The sequence below is a fragment of the Desnuesiella massiliensis genome, from assembly GCF_001403615.1.
Lineage (GTDB): Bacteria > Bacillota > Clostridia > Clostridiales > Clostridiaceae > Desnuesiella > Desnuesiella massiliensis.
Window position 1 is genome coordinate 152,659 of sequence record NZ_LN879452.1, and the last position, 16,653, is coordinate 169,311.

Genomic DNA, 16,653 nt, shown 5'->3' on the forward strand with positions numbered 1-16,653 from the left:
TAGCTGAATCCTTATTTTAACGGGGATTTAACCAATTTATTGATTTTCTCTTTCCATACGTCTATCATCTTCATAAATATATATTTGGTCATCTACATATTCTTCAGGTGTCAAACTCTTTTCATCATCAGATTCTGGAAGATCTGACATTACAACTTCTATATAATCGGTTAGAAAATAGTCAATCCATTCACCATCGTCATAACCATTATACTCATAGATTTCTTTCAATTTTTCTATTCTATCCTCGGTTATTCCTTTGGTTAGATATTCGGTAGCCTCATTGCGAAAATGGGTAGAAATAATTTCTTCTTCCGGAAGTAAAGTCACAGCATATTTTTCCCACTCTTTTCCTTTTACTTTAAATTCTTTTTCTGCATCTTTGAGGTTTACCTCATTGCAAAGCACTGTAACAATGGCATCGCATAACTGATCAAGAAGACCGGTAATCATACTTTCTTTATCAAGGTATTTGGAATTTTCATCAATATACAACATGGTTAGTTTAGCGGAACCTGTTAATTTGTTATATACATAATTTAGGCTACATAATGAACCAAGATCATCAACTAATTCAATATTACAGTCCTGTAATTGATTTTCTACTTTTTCCTTTTCGGATAGAGTTAATAAACCTTTATTGTAAAGATAATCTATTCCTTTAGAGAGAATTCCTAATGTTGTTTCTCTATCATATAATGGCTCTCCTTTTTCAGTGGTGTTTAAAGTAATTTCTCCGAATTTTTCATGGTTAAATTTAATTGTTTTTTTAGTTGGCATAATAAAAACCCCTTCCTCATCTTGAAATATTATCCTATTCGTATAAAATTATAATATTTTATTTTTATAAAATTCAAGTAGTTTGTTGTTTTGTATATTGGCCTTATAATGAATTGGCTTTCTGATTGTGGAAGTGTAAAATTAGACTTTTAAAAAGAGAATTGATACTACATAAATGAGATAAGATAGTTGAAAATGATATGAAACAAGGACTATGCTATAAAAACAGTTACTAAACTCTCCTGATATTTAAGTAATATACATAAGGCTAAAACAGCCTAGGAAAAAGGAGAGTGATGTATATGATGAAAATAAATACTGAAAATATACAAAAAGAAATTGAGTTTTTACAGAAAATGCTATCCCAATATAGAGTAATGGATAAGAACGCAAGAGAGAATTTAGAAAGACTAGGATATGAATTATTTTGGTCAAAATCAGAAGGTATAATAAATTGTAAGATTGGTAGCAAGGAAATAAAGATATTAAAACAAATGAAGTCCTTTGGTATTAGAAAATTCCTTGCAGTTGGAATATGCAGGACAAGTAATTATCTTTATAGATGTTATGCAAAAGAAATCGTTGATTAATATACTATTGCCGGTCTTTACTAAATATAAACAGAATTGAGCCAAGATTCTTGATGTAATGCAGCATAATTATAACCCCAGCAAAACGGCTGGGAGTTACATATGTAGTGATATGATTAGGATATTCAATCAGTCTGAAATTAAAGCAATGCTTTAATATAATCTAAATAGAAAGCCTAACATTTTTTATCTATTTGTCAAGTTTTGTGTTTCATCAATTTGAATAGACTATCAAGATGATCTAGCATCAGCTTTTGATCATTAATGCTTAATGTTGAAAGTTTGTTAATCAAAAGTGAAAGAGTAGTATTATCAGTATCCACAGTAGATGGTTGTATATACTTAAACAAATCTTCTAAAGTAATTCCCAGAGCGTTGGTTATCTTTTCTATGCTACTTAATGATGGATTTTTCTCTCCTCTTTCCAGCTTGCCAATATGTGAAGGGCTAACACCTGCTCTATATGCTAATTCTTCCTGACTTAATCCCTGATCAGCTCTTAAATTTCTTATTCTATTTCCAACAATTTTTGCAATATCACTCATTTTATCACCCCATTAATAGGTAACTTATCTTTTAAGAATAAAACCATCAAGAATTTTTGGGGTAGATTTATAATATATATGCACTAGAGAAGTTGACACAATAGTAAAAATTTTTTATACTTGTAAATATATACAGAATTGATACTCTTAAAAAAAGTACTAATTTAACGGAGTTGAATAATTTATGATATTGATAAGGGCAAACTTATCGAAAGGTAAGGACGCAAAGCTACGAGTCTAAAGTGTATAAACGCCATGACGGTCGGGTTGCCATATTTCAAGCTTATAAGACCGTGGCACTCGTTGCTGCGGTTTTAATATGTAAAAATGTAGATGGGGTGAGGACATTGTTATATGAAAAGAAAACTTATAGGTAAATTAAGTGAAATACGGAGTGTACCAGGTTAATTCGAAGTTCTTTTACTTGCTTATGAAAATGATAAGAAAGTATTCTTTGAAAAATATTTATAATAAAATGGAGGTTTTATGATGCTAAAAAAAGTTTCAACAATTTTTATAACACTAATTTCATTATTAATCGTTTTTTCTGTAACTTGTTATGCTGATGAGCTAAATAAACCAGTAGAAATTCAATTTGGAGGAGATAATCCATATTTTGAATTCAGTATGGATAAGGCCGATAGTAATGGTATTAATAATAAAGATTTATATAAAGGAAGTAATGATGATACGATTTTTATTCAAGGAAATGTCAATAGAATTATTTCGGCTATATATAATCAGGACAACAAAGAATACATCAATATAGTCAAAAGCGTGCCGAATGGGCAACAATTTATTGATTTTTGCAAAACTCACTTTCCAGATGTGGCTGAAAGTATGGATGACATACAAGCACAGGATATTTTTATGGAGTCTTCGTCTACATATAATCCCAAGGTTGGAGGCATATTTGTAGCTAATTTACTATTTGCTGAAAATGGTAAGTATGATTATGAAGCGAATCCGGCATCATTTATATTTAAGAAATTACCGAATGAAAAGTATAAATTGTCAGAAATCCAATTTAAAAAAATGGAAGCAAATGAGGTATATAAACAAGTATCGGCGAAAGTAAGTGCACCAAGCGATACTCCAAAGACAGAAAGCAGCATTGCTGCAAATAGTGAGAATATACAAGCCTCCTCAAAAGGCATTGGAGACCAAACAAAAAATCAATCTGCAAAAGGGAATAGTGGAAAATCTGTTATTATAATTATAATTGCTGTATTAACTGGAGTAATAGTTTTCCTAGGAATAAGGAAGGTTAAATATAATAATAAACCTATGTAATAAACATTCTGAAGAATACTAGGGTTATAAAGGAATATTTGTGATAAGATTTAAAAATAATTCAATGTGATTATAGAAGTTTTGGAGGTCATTATGAAAGATAATATAAATAGTGAAGAAAAAGAAATTTTGCAAACTGAAAATACACCAGTTTTAAAAAGTCATAAAACAAAAAAAGTAAGCAAAGTAGCATTTCTTTCGCTTATAGGCATTTTACTTTTATCCATGTTTTTTTTGTTTCTTAACGGTACTGTGCATACTTTCTTTGCTGATGTGAATTATAAAGGACATAATTTTCAAAAGGCAGCAGAATTATATCAAAAAGCAGCTAATTTCGGGAATAATAAAGCACAGACGAAATTAGGAATCATGTATGAAAATGGATTGGGAGTTAAGATAGATCTAAACAAAGCAATAGAATTATATACAAAAGCATCAGAAAATGGTAATGCAGAAGCACAGAATAATTTAGGGGATTTTTATGACGGATATGACGGATTTTCAGTGGATTATAAAAAGGCATATGAACTTTACTCAAAATCTGCAGAAAAAGGTTATCCAAAAGGTATTATGAACTTGGGATGGATGTATTTGAAGGGCTTCGGGGTAGGGGTTGATTATAAACAAGCCAAGGGGCTATTTGAACAGGCTGGAGAGAAAAATGAGCCTAAAGCCTATGAATATCTTGGTGAAATGTTTTTAAATGGATATGGAGTACCCATTGACTTTGACAAATATAAAGAGTATTGTGCAAAAGCAATTGATATATATGAAACTAATGCCAAGAAGGGTGATATATTTGCAATTATCAGTCTGGGTGACATTTATTACAATGGTAAGGGAATTGATGTTAATAATAAAAAAGCAATGGAATATTATCAAAAGGCAGCAGATTTGGGGAGTGCATATGGATATAATATGATAGGAAGTATGTATGGTGATGGAAGAGGAGTAGATATAAACCATGAGAAAGCTATTGAATACTATAAAAGAGCTGTAGAGTTCGGGTATAATACAGCGCAAAATAATTTAGGGGTCGCATATTTTAAAGGAACTGGTGTGGATAAGGATATACAAAAATCTATTGAATATCTTAATAAAGCAGCTGATAATAATCATGTAATGGCTTGGGAAAATCTCCTTTATATTTATAAAAATGATAACAGTAAAGGGAAAAGTGATGACAAATTAAAAGAGTACTATGAAAAGATACTTAATTATTATTTAAACAGAGCAGAACAAGGTGATGGCGATAAGTTTTATAATGTTGCAGATATTTATAAAAATGGTGCGGCAATAATAAAAGATGAAGTAAAAGCAAAAGAATACTATAAAAAGTATTTTGATTACTGCGTAGCATTGGTGGATAAGGGAAATATTGAGGCCCAAAATAAAATGGGTGCTATTTATGATAATGGTTTAGGAGTAGAAGAAAGTGATTCAAAAGCATTAGAATTGTATACAAAAGCTGCAAACAACGGTTACAGAGTATCACAAAACAATTTGGGGTATTTTTACCTAAATGGTATTGCTGTTAAGCAAGATTATAAAGAAGCCTTTAATTGGTTTTCTAAATCAGCGGAACAAGGATATACGAATGCAGAAAATATGGTAGGGGTTTTATTGTATAATGGAAAAGTAGTACAACAGAATTTCACAAAGGCAATAGAATGGCTTAATAAAGCAGCAGAGAAAGGACATAGTAACGCATTGAGTAATATGGGTGTAGCATATTACCATGGTAATGGCGTTGATGTAAATTATAAAATAGCTGCAGAATATTTTAAAAAAGCTATTAGAGCTGATAATAGTAATGAAACAGCGACACAGATGCTTGATAAAATGAAAAGCGAAGGGAAAATATAACTGGTAATATAGAGTTATAAAGGTTGAGATAATACTTTTGAAAATAGAATCCAATGTAGTAAAAAAGAAAACTTGGAAGCAAGTGATTGAGGAAACTTCAGGTAGAGATGAGGAATATATTAAAGCAAAAGTTATAAAGATGGAATTGGAGAAAGACTCATTATAAAATGAGATATTAACAGCTTCGATGTTTAAAATTGAACAACAATCGATGTTTGACCTCATTAAATAAACTTTTATTACTATCCGCACTACAAAAAATATTAGTTGATGATAGAAAAAAGAAAGCAAATGGAGACATACATATAAAAGTTCTAGTTAATCTGGAACTTTTTTTATTGTCAACGTAATGTTGATTTTTACAAAAAGTTAAAACTAAACAGCTCGAAAAACTGCATCAATTACTTGTACGTATAAACTAAAAATAACTAGCTTTAGAAGATAAGAACGGAGGTGATTACATGACAAAAGCATAAAGCAATGGTATCCAGAAGGTAATAGGTGTAATTTACCAGATATTATTATATAAATCTACAATTACTCTAAAAATAATGTCTTTAACTTTTTTAAAAAGTCAGGATATGATAAAATTTTATTTATAGATACCATGAAAAACCAATGGGGATGTAGAATTTTATAAGCTCTATCTTTATCTTACTTACTTAATACGCAAACTGCCAAGGGGAAAGGTTCCAACTGTTAATTTAACTGATTAGGTGGCTCTTGAATATTATTCTAATAAGAAAACCTTTGAAGGAAATTTATCATTAAAGATTGCTGATGAGATTGTTCCGCTAACCCCTACCCAATTTGCAGGAAGAGGAGAAAAGGAGCGACATATAGAAACATTATCTACGATTATAGAGAAAATCAACAAACGTTTCGGGACAGAATTTACACCAACAGATCAGCTTTCAGTGGAACAGATTAAGGAAGACTTTGTTATGGATGAAGATATGATAAATAAGGCAAAGACTAATTCCATGGAAGATTTTCGTTATGCTTTTGAAAAGGCATTTATGGGGAAGGTTGTAGAGCATATGGGTCAGAATCAAAAGTTTTTTATAAAAATCCTTGATGACTCACAGTTTGCTAATGCACTAATGGAACTAATGCTTTCAGAAGTATACGAAAAGCTTAAGAATACAGCGATTTAGAATATAAAAGATCGGAGGATAGTAGATGGAAGACAAGATTATGGAGAACAAAGTAAAGCGATTTAAGTTTCTAAAACTTCTATATGAGGTTACAGGCGGAAATCAGAGTTGTTTTGTAAATATGTGGGAAGTGGGACAGGAGCTTGGATATGATAGAAAGGATATTGATTTAATTTGCCAGTATCTTAAAGGAGAAGGGTTAATTGAATATAAAACATTAGGTGGTGGAATAAGTATTACTCATTGGGGAGTAATGCAAATAGAAGAAGCAGTAAGCGAGCCAGAGAAAAAGACACAGTATTTTCCGTCTGTTGTTAATATTATAAATGTAGAACAGATGAATAATTCACAAATCCAGCAAGGAAATGACCGTAGTGGTCAAACTTTTAACCAAAATAGCAGTATGGATTTTAAGGGACTGGAGCTATTTTTAGAGCAGATGAAAAAAGATATTGAAAAACTGAATCTACCAGAATATAGTTACAAAGAGGCAATGGCAGAAATAAATACAGTAGTTTCACAGGTTTCATCACCAAAGCCAAAAAATACTATTATTCAAGAATGCTTAAAAACATTAAGAATTATTCTTGAGGGAGCAGCTGGGAGCATAATTGCAACGGGGTTATTGAATCAACTGGATAAATTCATTAAATAGAATCAAAGGGAAAATTATAATAATAGTAAATCCATAATGGGTAATATGAAAATAGTTTGACAAACAATTGTCAGAGAATAAGTTTTTAGATCATTTTGATTTAGGTGGGAGAGTTTATAATGAGCGAAGAATTTGAACCAGTTAATTTTATAAATAATTTCAAAAAATCTATAAGGATTATAACCATCACAATAAATTGCGGAGAAGTAAACTTACCAATCGTTTATAGCTCTGCTGCGGCAGAAAAATATAGGGAGTTTTATAATAAAACCAATGATTATAGATTAGCTTTTTGTAATATGGTGTTTCATATTGCAAAATCTAACTGGCATTTTATTCATAAAGATAATAAGGAACCTGATTTTACACAAGAAGATTTAGAAGAGGTATCTGATGCTGACCTATATAAAGTATATGAGGCGATTCTTTCTGGAGTTGACTATTTTAAGAAGTTTGAAACAGAGGTGGAAGATGAGAATTCTACTTGTTTTGAAAAATTCTATTATTTAAACAATAGAGAATATGAAGAATATATTAAAAAACCAGCTTTAAAAACAGCAAGGATTATTGATAGCCAAATGAATAATTTATATAAATCTATTATGCCTTTATCTAATCATATTACCCAGATACAGAATATAATGAAAATGGTTGAACCACAATTTGAATTTGTAAAGCAAGCTGCTAAAATTGCTGATACGGGTATTTTAGCCTCAATGCAAAATATGAGGGCATTTGAGTTTGCAAGTAAGAGTATGTTCGAAAGCGGTATGCATAAACACCTTGACAATATTAATAGAAGCATGAAACTTATTTCAGCTATAGATATAAAAGATTTATCGGTGAAAAGTATCATTGATCCAATGGACAACTTTAATGATATATTTAAAGCAACCACAATGGCAGCCACTAAATCTGTGCTTTTAGCTGAAAAAGGGATACTTGATACTATAAGTAAACAACAAAAGATATTAGAGAATACTTTGAAGGGATTTACAAGGTTTGAGTATCAGGATAAGCTTATTCAGTTTGCAAATCTACATAAAGATATTTCAATAAATATAAAGCCTTTTCTGTTTGATATTAATATAATGGGCTTTGAGGCCCTGAATTTGAACGACATTTTGAAAAAAAGGGCAAAGACTTTATTTGATTTCGGATGGTGGTTTCTTGGTTCTTTACCTATGGACGTAATTAACTACATCCATAAAAATAAGATCGAGTTGACGCAAGAAGAAGTAGATAAGATTATTTGCGACTGTTTTGAAGATAACAATTTTGAGATGTTGAATAATTTGATAAAGGAATGGGGGAAATTAGAATATCTTCGTAAGTGGGAAAAGGAAATAAATGAAGCTATAAATTTACACAGGTCAGGTAATTATCGTTTTTCAGTTTTGGCATTTTTGAAAATTCCAGAGGCAGTAGTTCGAGATTTTTTAGATGATGAATACAAAGTATTTTCAAGAAGCTTTAAGCCTTACATGAGACGTATAGAAAAGGAATGTAAAAGAATACAAATGTTTTTGGTGCATTATGCTTTACAGCGTTTTGAAGATATATATAGGAGTTTTGAGCCTGCACAAGCAGATCAAGTTCCAAATTTTAACCGAAATAAAATCTACCATGGATTTACTACTGACTATGATAAAAGAGTGTATTCACTGAAACTAATTTTATTTACAAATGAAATATTTAATATCATTTGCGGGATAAAAGAGCTTAAAGTTGCCTGATAAAATAAGTCCTCAAAAGAGGGCTTATTTTAATTAGAGAATATACTGGATAATAGTTTCGTTACTTGGAATTTAAAAGTAATATAAAATGTTTAATTTCTATGCGGAAATATTTACATAGCCGTTTACATGTGATATTATATTTATAGGCGCATAATATGCGCATATATAATTCTTTTGTTTAGAAAGGAGAGATCTATGCCAAAGAAAAATCTTTACGTAAAAGAAAAAGATCTAAAAGTTTTTGATACTGCAGAAATGGTTGGAGGTGATTCTTTAAGTAATATAGTTATAGATGCACTTAATCTCTATATAAAAGAGAAAAAGATTAAAGATGAAGGTTTTGATAAGATTACTATTAATACAGGTCAAAAGGAAGGGGATACATTAAAAATAAGGAAAGTGTATTTTTATGGAAAATTTTTATCTGGATTTGAGTATGTAGATGATGAAGATGTTTACTATAATATAAGTATTTACAGAACGATAAAAGACAAAATATTAATATATAAACATATAAGTTTCATAGGAAAACGGAAGGATATTTATGAATACTTTATCTATGATAATCTTGAACTGGCAAAGGAACATAATTATATATCACAAGAGGCATATGACGAAGCTATTAGAGCTTTAGAAAACGAAACTATGATTTATTTAGATGTTTAGTATAAAAGAGGAATAGTGATAATATGAAGTATGTTGATATCTGGACAGATGGCTCATATAAGGCGAAAAAGGGCGGATGCAGTTTTTACATAAGTGCTCCAGAGATTTTAGAGAAGCAAATATTAGTTTATTCATTTATGAAAGCTAAAAAGTCTACGCAAGTAGAGCTTTTAAGTATAATAAATGCAATTAAATACTTGTATTATTTAAAAGTAGATCTACAAGAATGTCATATAAGAATTATGTGTGATGAGCTATCAATTGTAGAAGTATTTAAGAAGAAGAAATACTTGATTTGGGAAGAAAAAGGATGGAGAAAAAAGAATGGTAAAGCAATAAAATCATCTATAAATCAGTGGTTTCAGCTAACTTGTTTGATTAGATCTATACCCGAAGATAATATAGAGTTTATAAAGGTTCCAAGCCAAAAGGATAAAGGTAATAAAATTGTAGATAAATACTCCAATTATGCTCGAAATTTAGAAACTTTAAGGGAAGGATATTTTACCATATTAGAATATTTTGATGATAAGAATGAATTTGTTGAGAAGGAAGTAGTAGAGAGCATTGATAGTTTTGAATCAAAAAAAATATTGAATAGAAAAAATCCATGGGATAAAAATTATAGTGCAAAAAGAATTAAGTGGAAATATAGCCCAGATGATGTAATCCTAATTGACTGCAAGGACATAGATATAGTAGAAGAAGTTCATTTAAACTGTAAGGAAATAACGTTTGGAAAATTACTTAAACAAATTATAGAGAAGGGACAGATTAAATTTCCTATAGCGGTAAGAAAGGTAGATGAAAGATATGTACTTATAGCAGGTATAGCAAGGTTAACTGCTGCCAAACTTTTAAATTTGCAACAGGTTCCATGTGTTATATTGGATTTGAGCCACGATGAATTTATTAAAGAAAATACAAAAATTGTAGAAAGGCAATGATTATGAAAACTGAATATTTTAACACAGCAGGAGATACAAAGTAATCCCCTAACACAGTCTCGGGAAACGAGAACATAAGGTGTTAGGGGATTTTTTGTATTTTTGAAGGAGGTGAATAGTGTGAATATTAATGTGGTAGCTGTTGTGGGAATAGCAAGCATTGTTATACTCGCTCTAGGCGCATACATGGTGATTATAAAATTAAATAATAAAAAATAAAATAGAAAAAGGAGATGTTTAATAATGGAAGGCACAAGAAATCTAGCAGAAACAGTTTTAAAGCATGAAGAAAATGTAAGGAAGTTTAATGCTATAATTACAGTTCCAGACTTACAACATGGGAATAATTATTCATATCATGAAGATGGTGTTGAATGGCTTTGCAAGAATTTTGGTGCATATGTAAATAATAAAGGTTATAAAGTGCCAGATGTGCTATATTATCTGGATAGAAGAATTTTGCTTTTAGTATTTTGGTTAGATAAGCTTCCGTCAGAAAAGGACATAGAAAATAGCAGAGAATTTATACGATACTTTGAAGAGAATCCACCTGTAAGATGCAAGGTGGATGGAGGAGAGTTTTATATAAGCAGTAAATTTAAAGATCCATCTATCTATGAAGATATAGAAATTAGAACTGTATTTATGGTTCCATATAATGAGCTTAATAACACTGAAGTTTCTGAAGTGATGAAACAGCAAATCATATACTATAAATATAAAGAGCATGAGTTAAGGAGAAGAAATATCCATTATACATGTATGCAGACTGATGATTTAGATAAAGTGGTAGAATTAGAGTTTATAGGGGATTATAATAGGTATTTTATGATTTCACAGTTGTCCAAAGTTGTAATTGGTGATAAGTATATTATGGAGAAAGCATCTTTGCGAGATATTTGTATTAACAAGGTATCTACATACGAGCCAGGTGTATATGTACTTTTTTATCAAGGCGAAATTAAGAAAGTTGGCAAGGCAGAGTCTGGGATATATCAAAGGGTAAAGGATTACTATTATGAGAATAACAGGAAACAAACAGGAGGAGAAGCTGGAGGACATATTACCGAAGAGAATAAAGATAGTATTGAAGTAGCTTGGTTAGTTTGTCCAAGAGATCAGTGCAAGGATAAAGAAAAAGAAATACAGTTGACATTAAGTTATTTGGGATATGATTTAGAATGGGACAAGCAGAGTGCATTCAATAATAAAAAGTGGCAGCAAAGGCTTTATGATAGTCACTGGAAGTATATGTTTAATACGATGATGGATATGGGATTGCTTGATGAAATAGTTAGTAAAAAAATTAAGAATATGGCACAGGATATTCTTTTAGAACTTAAGAAAGTTAGAAATAATCTTGATGAATTAAAGGAAGGTAACAAAGAGATTAAACAACTTATAGAAAAAACCATAGATTGCACAAAGTATTTATGTGATGTAGCTGAAGATATGGAAGTTTAGTATTTAAAGTTAATGAAGATATATAGATAGGGCTGTGAGCAAAGGGATGAAGAGTTAAGTAATAATAACAGATACTTATTCCATTAAAGAATTTGGATAATTTTATTAACTGCTTGACAGTGTTAAATGACACTGACGCTTGGAGTTTAGATGGTAGTTACAGCCCCAAAACCTGCATTGATTTAGATAGTATAGTTATTTTTAATGAAGGTGTTGATATAAAAGAAAAAGAGTTTATAGATAAGTATGATTTTAAAAAGAAATGCGTTTCTTGGCAAAATTAAGAAGCAAGTATTAAGGTATAATAGAAAAAGAGATAGATGTGTTTAGGAAATTTCGTATAACCAGTGGCTTTGCAAAGTTACTGGTTAATCTTTTTGGCATTTCTTTTCTAGTGTTTGTGTAAAATCTAATACCATTAAACATAAAGATATTTGTTGTTAAATTTATTGATAAATTTAACAATATTTTATATACTGCAGATATAGAAAATGACTTAAGTAGTAAGAGCATTAATCCTTTAAGCTTATTACTTAATCGACCCCAACGAAAGGAGTGATAAAATGATAAGTGATATGTTAAATGCAATCGTTCCTATTTCTAGGTTTAATAAAGGTGAAGCAAATAAAATATTTGATGAAGTAAATAAGAATGGATATAAAATTGTTGTAAAGAATAATAAGCCAACCTGTGTTCTCATTACTCCAGAAAGATATAGAGAGATGGAAGAAATAATTGAAAACTATAATTTACTCATAGAAGCCGAAAGACGAATGGAAAATGCAAAAGATGATGATTTTATTTACAGTGAGGAGGTTCTTTTAAATCTTGGAATTACTAAAGAAGAATTAAGTAATATAGATGAAGTAGAAATAGACTAAAGAAGTGGAAAGTTAAATATTTAAAAGATGCCTTAAAGGATTTAAAAGCACTTGATCATTCCCAAAGGATAACAGGTTCTAAAAACTATAGATAAAGCATCCCAAAATCCTTTGCCGATTTTTGAGGGAGGATATGGGAAGCCACTTGGAAATAAAGCAAATAGAAATTTAACAGGTTATTATAAAATCATATTTTTGAAACTAGGTATTAGAGTTGTGTATAGATTGATGAGAGAGAAGGGTGTTATGAAAATAATAGTAATATCATCCGTGATGATGAAGTAGTTTATGAGACTGCAGTAGATAGAATAGACAGTGGAAGATAATGATTAATTAAATTTCGTCCACTCTATTTAGTAATTGGCTATATTCATATTTTAATTAAGCTATAGACAAATATTATTGTAACAAACTATTCATGGTAATTCTCAAATACAGCAAAATATAAATATGTTATGGTTTTAACCTAATACTGATGTTAGTATTAAGTTATCAAATCCAAGAAGGTAATTTTATTTCACAAATTGAATTTAGAATACAATCAAAATATAATATTATTATATTTATCAAGATATAAAAGAGATAATAGTTAAGATACTACCTGCATATTTGTGCATGAAAAGTCGGTTTTGCAATCTCCATTTCATGTATATTAAATATAGAAAGAGGTGTGAAGGCATGGACTGGTTGGAGAGAATGAATCGCGCATTGGATTACATTGAAAGTCATCTAGATGACGAGATAGATTATACAAAAATGGCAGGAGAAGCGTACTGTTCAGAGTATCATTTTTCAAGAATGTTTTCCTCTATTAGTGGCATTTCTCTTTCAGAATATATTAGGCGTAGACGGATAACACTCGCTGCTTTTGAAATTCAAAAAACTGATATTCGTATTATAGATGTTGCCATTAAATATGGATATGAATCTCCTGACTCATTCGCACGAGCTTTTCATAAGATACATGGAATAAAGCCATCTGAAGCTCGTGATAAAGGAGTACAATTAAAGGCCTTTCCACGAATCTCTTTTCAAATATCTATTAAAGGGGATGTAGAAATGGAGTATAGGATTGAGAACCTTGATTTTGAATTAAGAATAATAGGTAAAAGTAAAAGAGTAAAGACAAGCAGAGCATTTAAAACAATTCCAACACTTTGGAACTGTGCGAAAAAAGATGGATTTATGCAAAAGTTGATTGATATGTCATGGGAAAATCCAAAATGTAAGCTTGAAGGCATTCTAGGAATATGCGGGAAAGAGGCAGCAATTACAGAAGAAGAATTTGACTACTTTATGGGAGTAAGATACGAAGGTGAGGTTCCTAATGATATGGAAACTCTTATAATTCCACAAAGCACATGGGCAGTTTTCCCTAATGTTGTAGATGCATGGAAACGTTTATATTCAGAATGGATCCCTACTTCGGGTTATGAACTTGCTAATTTACCATGTATTGAATGTTATTATGGTCCAAAACATAAGCCAAGACATGAGTTATGGGTTCCTGTTATCCCTAAATAATAATAAAAAATTCATTGGGTAAAAGTATAAAGCTGACACATCCTATGTAGTCTTTATTGGATTTTGCTAATAGACTTGATTATATAAACTTCTATAGATGTCTATAAATGTAAATGTCATACGTACTAAAATAAGTGTAAAAGATGTAATTTAAGGAATTTAAAAATGACTACGAAATGACTACATTTTGACTATACTTTGATTACAAAAAGGTATGTATATTCAAGCCTTCATTATATGTGGGCTTGAATTTTTTGATTCTACTAATTTTCATCTATTTGAGTTTGCACCTTGCGCATATAACCAATCAGCATTTTGATTATTTCAATAGTTTTATTATCCAATAATTCATAGTCATTTTGTGATATATAGCCGTTCACCAAAGAAAGCTCCAGCCAGTGTCTGCATTCGGAGGCACTCCCCAGAGCGTTATTGATAAAGGATACCTTTTTCTTGGGGTATAGTTGTCCACAGCCTTCAGCAATATTTGCTGCAATAGAGGTTGTACATCTAATTATTTGGGATTTCATAGCATATGTCTCGTAAGCGGGAAAATTTGCGGTAACAGAATATATATACTTGGCAAGATCTATAGCCTTATGCCAGACCTTTAGAGTTTTAAAGTCTTTAACGTGTATTAGAGTATCTTGATACATATAAACCACTTCCTTTCCAAAATTTTGTTTGATGCTTTTATGATATAAAATAAATACTGATTAATCAAATTTTACTCGCATTTATTTTCAAGTGGAAATTTAATGGGTTTCTTTTTCATTATTTCTTTAAAGGTGTCGTTTAAATATTTATTTTTACTCTTACCCTCTAACACGGCTTGTATCATAACATATCTGTAAACATCGCAGTCCCAAATAACAGTATCCTTTTTATCATCTGAATTTTTATTAGTATTATTTTTGGACTTTTTTAATACACTGCATTGAGTACAGTAGCTCCCAAAAAGTCCAGTTTTTAAAGATTTCTTATATTCATCTTCTTTCCATATTTCAAACCATCCGTTGTCTTTGTATTTTGCAACGTTGAACCAGTTTCCGCATCTATAACATTTCTTTTGAAGAATAAAATCAGATGTTAAGCGAAAATTACTTGTTCCTTCTCTTGTAAATTCTGGAGTAGGCACTTTTTCACCATTTATAATTACCGCAAAATCATTTCTTTTTATAATTTGAAAATCTTCATTATTCATATATATCACAACCTTTCATTTTCATATTTCGTGATATTCGGAATTTCAGAATACCTGACTTGGTTATATATTTGCAAATGATAAAAATGAAAGTCAAGTTTTTTTGCTAAAAACGTAATATAAAAAGCGTAATTGGTTTTTAAATTTGCTATAGTCTTTAGAATATATATTAGATTAATTATAGAAAATAGAAGAAAAATAAAGGTTTTGTAAGAGATTGTAGTATAATCGCTTTTAAATTTACTTTGATAACTATAAATCGTGAATATAGGCAATAGAAGCCAGTGTGTTATTATCACGATATAATATCTAATAATTATATAAACTCATTTTTAAGCAATTTTATTTTTCTGCCGTGGAGGACTAATTAATGGCGTAAATTATATAGAAAAATTAGATTTGAGAAAGCACAGTAATGGGAAGATAAGGCTGAAAAGCTACTTGAAATAAAAAAAGAAAATGATGAGATAGTTGACGCTCACTCATCATTTTCTAACAACCTCTAATAACCCATGAACACACAGGTCACATTTTTTCTACCTTTATTATACCACATATTTAGAGAAATAAGCATTTTTGATAAAAAGACTAAATAAGATGAAAACATGGATAATGCATTTATTCTCATAGTAACCATAGAAATTCTTTGTTTAACAGGTGTAAGCATATATGCAATCAAACTAATCAAATTAATGACTACCTGAAATTATTAGTCTATATAATTACAAAGATTACTTTATGTAAAGTCTATATATGAGATGTATCATATATAGGCTTTTTTCATTACTGGGGTGTTTTACTTAATTTTAACATCCATCTTATTCCGGTTTTAACGCTGCTGGTAGTAGGAGTATCTATTTCATAATCATGAAAAGATGGCTCTGCAATCAAGGAACAGCCGCAAGAGTTAAGTTGCCCTCTTGCCATTATTATAGCTTTTATAGCTACATAATTAGATCCAACTCCGATTGTATTTACTATTACGGTATCTCCTACTTTAATATTACCAACAATTGACGTTTTTAATGAATTAACATCTGTTTTGCTTCCAGCCTTTAGATTAACTATCTTACCCATAGAATTCCTCCTTCATTCATCTTTAAATCAAAGATTTATTGTAGGAATAGAATATACAATGATTTATTAGAACATCAAGTATATTTACGGCTTATGTTACAAGATAAGACATAATCATAGTGTTTATTTTAATAAAAAGTGAGTTTTGTCAAATGGAATCAAATCAGACTTTTCCTTTATGAGTAGTTATACAAAAGTCATATAGTAAATAATATTACCTTCCATAATATCATTAGAGCCGTTTCCAAAAATAGTACAATTATTT

19 protein-coding genes and 1 riboswitch are annotated in these 16,653 nt (G+C 30.1%); of the genes, 13 read left to right on the plus strand and 6 right to left on the minus strand.

What is annotated here, in order from left to right:
* Positions 1 to 36 precede the first annotated feature (36 nt).
* Positions 37 to 780 (minus strand): hypothetical protein, encoded by a 744-nt coding sequence (locus BN2665_RS02385; protein ID WP_055665513.1) that lies wholly within the window; start codon positions 778 to 780, stop codon positions 37 to 39.
* Positions 781 to 1,082: 302 nt separating this feature from the next.
* On the opposite strand from BN2665_RS02385, the gene BN2665_RS02390 reads away from it, so the two are divergent.
* Positions 1,083 to 1,370, plus strand: a complete 288-nt coding sequence (locus BN2665_RS02390) for a hypothetical protein (RefSeq protein WP_055665514.1) — start codon at positions 1,083 to 1,085, stop codon at positions 1,368 to 1,370.
* Positions 1,371 to 1,567: 197 nt separating this feature from the next.
* Here the strand turns inward: BN2665_RS02390 and BN2665_RS02395 are convergent, their stop codons facing one another.
* Positions 1,568 to 1,915 carry a helix-turn-helix domain-containing protein gene (locus BN2665_RS02395; RefSeq protein WP_055665515.1) on the minus strand — a complete coding sequence of 116 codons (348 nt, stop codon included), beginning with the start codon at positions 1,913 to 1,915 and terminating at the stop codon, positions 1,568 to 1,570.
* 188 nt (positions 1,916 to 2,103) lie between these two features.
* A riboswitch (cyclic di-GMP riboswitch) is annotated at positions 2,104 to 2,190 on the plus strand.
* Positions 2,191 to 2,404: 214 nt separating this feature from the next.
* On the opposite strand from BN2665_RS02395, the gene BN2665_RS02400 reads away from it, so the two are divergent.
* The 12 genes from BN2665_RS02400 (at position 2,405) to BN2665_RS02445 (ending at position 14,107) form a co-directional block, all read left to right on the plus strand.
* On the plus strand, positions 2,405 to 3,208 hold the full coding sequence (locus BN2665_RS02400) for a hypothetical protein (RefSeq protein WP_055665516.1): 804 nt from the start codon (positions 2,405 to 2,407) through the stop codon (positions 3,206 to 3,208).
* A 93-nt stretch (positions 3,209 to 3,301) separates the two neighbouring features.
* Complete coding sequence (locus BN2665_RS02405; RefSeq protein ID WP_055665517.1) at positions 3,302 to 5,074, plus strand: SEL1-like repeat protein; 1,773 nt, start codon at positions 3,302 to 3,304, stop codon at positions 5,072 to 5,074.
* 37 nt (positions 5,075 to 5,111) lie between these two features.
* On the plus strand, positions 5,112 to 5,240 hold the full coding sequence (locus tag BN2665_RS27700) for a hypothetical protein (protein WP_278335842.1): 129 nt from the start codon (positions 5,112 to 5,114) through the stop codon (positions 5,238 to 5,240).
* Between the two features lie 550 nt (positions 5,241 to 5,790).
* Entirely contained in the window at positions 5,791 to 6,231 is a 441-nt protein-coding gene (locus BN2665_RS02410; protein WP_055665518.1) for a hypothetical protein, read from the plus strand.
* 25 nt (positions 6,232 to 6,256) lie between these two features.
* Positions 6,257 to 6,886, plus strand: a complete 630-nt coding sequence (locus tag BN2665_RS02415) for a hypothetical protein (RefSeq protein WP_055665519.1) — start codon at positions 6,257 to 6,259, stop codon at positions 6,884 to 6,886.
* Between the two features lie 119 nt (positions 6,887 to 7,005).
* On the plus strand, positions 7,006 to 8,622 hold the full coding sequence (locus BN2665_RS02420; protein WP_055665520.1) for a hypothetical protein: 1,617 nt from the start codon (positions 7,006 to 7,008) through the stop codon (positions 8,620 to 8,622).
* A 198-nt stretch (positions 8,623 to 8,820) separates the two neighbouring features.
* Positions 8,821 to 9,291: a hypothetical protein gene (locus BN2665_RS02425; RefSeq protein ID WP_055665521.1), complete on the plus strand. Its 471-nt coding sequence runs from the start codon at positions 8,821 to 8,823 to the stop codon at positions 9,289 to 9,291.
* A gap of 23 nt (positions 9,292 to 9,314) precedes the next feature.
* Positions 9,315 to 10,238: a ParB N-terminal domain-containing protein gene (locus BN2665_RS02430; RefSeq protein ID WP_055665522.1), complete on the plus strand. Its 924-nt coding sequence runs from the start codon at positions 9,315 to 9,317 to the stop codon at positions 10,236 to 10,238.
* Positions 10,239 to 10,481: 243 nt separating this feature from the next.
* Positions 10,482 to 11,702 carry a hypothetical protein gene (locus BN2665_RS02435; protein WP_055665523.1) on the plus strand — a complete coding sequence of 407 codons (1,221 nt, stop codon included), beginning with the start codon at positions 10,482 to 10,484 and terminating at the stop codon, positions 11,700 to 11,702.
* Positions 11,703 to 11,794: 92 nt separating this feature from the next.
* Entirely contained in the window at positions 11,795 to 11,986 is a 192-nt protein-coding gene (locus tag BN2665_RS26830) for a hypothetical protein (protein WP_154674843.1), read from the plus strand.
* Positions 11,987 to 12,265: 279 nt separating this feature from the next.
* Positions 12,266 to 12,583 carry a type II toxin-antitoxin system Phd/YefM family antitoxin gene (locus tag BN2665_RS02440; RefSeq protein WP_055665524.1) on the plus strand — a complete coding sequence of 106 codons (318 nt, stop codon included), beginning with the start codon at positions 12,266 to 12,268 and terminating at the stop codon, positions 12,581 to 12,583.
* 678 nt (positions 12,584 to 13,261) lie between these two features.
* Positions 13,262 to 14,107, plus strand: coding sequence for an AraC family transcriptional regulator (locus tag BN2665_RS02445; protein WP_055665525.1), 846 nt, complete (start codon positions 13,262 to 13,264; stop codon positions 14,105 to 14,107).
* Positions 14,108 to 14,370: 263 nt separating this feature from the next.
* Here the strand turns inward: BN2665_RS02445 and BN2665_RS02450 are convergent, their stop codons facing one another.
* The 4 genes from BN2665_RS02450 to BN2665_RS02460 form a co-directional block, all read right to left on the minus strand.
* Complete coding sequence (locus BN2665_RS02450) at positions 14,371 to 14,763, minus strand: four helix bundle protein (RefSeq protein ID WP_055665526.1); 393 nt, start codon at positions 14,761 to 14,763, stop codon at positions 14,371 to 14,373.
* Between the two features lie 71 nt (positions 14,764 to 14,834).
* The gene (locus BN2665_RS02455) at positions 14,835 to 15,311 is read right to left on the minus strand and encodes a hypothetical protein (RefSeq protein WP_055665527.1); all 477 of its coding nucleotides are present in this window, start codon (positions 15,309 to 15,311) and stop codon (positions 14,835 to 14,837) included.
* 502 nt (positions 15,312 to 15,813) lie between these two features.
* Positions 15,814 to 15,999, minus strand: a complete 186-nt coding sequence (locus BN2665_RS26835; protein ID WP_154674844.1) for a hypothetical protein — start codon at positions 15,997 to 15,999, stop codon at positions 15,814 to 15,816.
* A gap of 95 nt (positions 16,000 to 16,094) precedes the next feature.
* Positions 16,095 to 16,388, minus strand: coding sequence for a stage V sporulation protein S (locus tag BN2665_RS02460; protein ID WP_055665528.1), 294 nt, complete (start codon positions 16,386 to 16,388; stop codon positions 16,095 to 16,097).
* Positions 16,389 to 16,653 lie beyond the last annotated feature (265 nt).

Excerpts from the sequence above, each read along its gene's own strand:
- BN2665_RS02415 (WP_055665519.1), top strand. The coding sequence starts at position 6,257 with ATGGAAGACAAGATTATGGAGAACAAAGTAAAGCGATTTAAGTTTCTA.
- BN2665_RS02395 (WP_055665515.1), bottom strand. The coding sequence starts at position 1,915 with ATGAGTGATATTGCAAAAATTGTTGGAAATAGAATAAGAAATTTAAGA.
- BN2665_RS02435 (WP_055665523.1), top strand. The coding sequence starts at position 10,482 with ATGGAAGGCACAAGAAATCTAGCAGAAACAGTTTTAAAGCATGAAGAA.
- BN2665_RS02385 (WP_055665513.1), bottom strand. The coding sequence starts at position 780 with ATGCCAACTAAAAAAACAATTAAATTTAACCATGAAAAATTCGGAGAA.
- BN2665_RS02430 (WP_055665522.1), top strand. The coding sequence starts at position 9,315 with ATGAAGTATGTTGATATCTGGACAGATGGCTCATATAAGGCGAAAAAG.
- BN2665_RS02445 (WP_055665525.1), top strand. The coding sequence starts at position 13,262 with ATGGACTGGTTGGAGAGAATGAATCGCGCATTGGATTACATTGAAAGT.
- BN2665_RS02460 (WP_055665528.1), bottom strand. The coding sequence starts at position 16,388 with ATGGGTAAGATAGTTAATCTAAAGGCTGGAAGCAAAACAGATGTTAAT.
- BN2665_RS02400 (WP_055665516.1), top strand. The coding sequence starts at position 2,405 with ATGCTAAAAAAAGTTTCAACAATTTTTATAACACTAATTTCATTATTA.
- BN2665_RS02440 (WP_055665524.1), top strand. The coding sequence starts at position 12,266 with ATGATAAGTGATATGTTAAATGCAATCGTTCCTATTTCTAGGTTTAAT.
- BN2665_RS02420 (WP_055665520.1), top strand. The coding sequence starts at position 7,006 with ATGAGCGAAGAATTTGAACCAGTTAATTTTATAAATAATTTCAAAAAA.
- BN2665_RS02455 (WP_055665527.1), bottom strand. The coding sequence starts at position 15,311 with ATGAATAATGAAGATTTTCAAATTATAAAAAGAAATGATTTTGCGGTA.
- BN2665_RS02405 (WP_055665517.1), top strand. The coding sequence starts at position 3,302 with ATGAAAGATAATATAAATAGTGAAGAAAAAGAAATTTTGCAAACTGAA.
- BN2665_RS02390 (WP_055665514.1), top strand. The coding sequence starts at position 1,083 with ATGATGAAAATAAATACTGAAAATATACAAAAAGAAATTGAGTTTTTA.
- BN2665_RS02450 (WP_055665526.1), bottom strand. The coding sequence starts at position 14,763 with ATGTATCAAGATACTCTAATACACGTTAAAGACTTTAAAACTCTAAAG.
- BN2665_RS02425 (WP_055665521.1), top strand. The coding sequence starts at position 8,821 with ATGCCAAAGAAAAATCTTTACGTAAAAGAAAAAGATCTAAAAGTTTTT.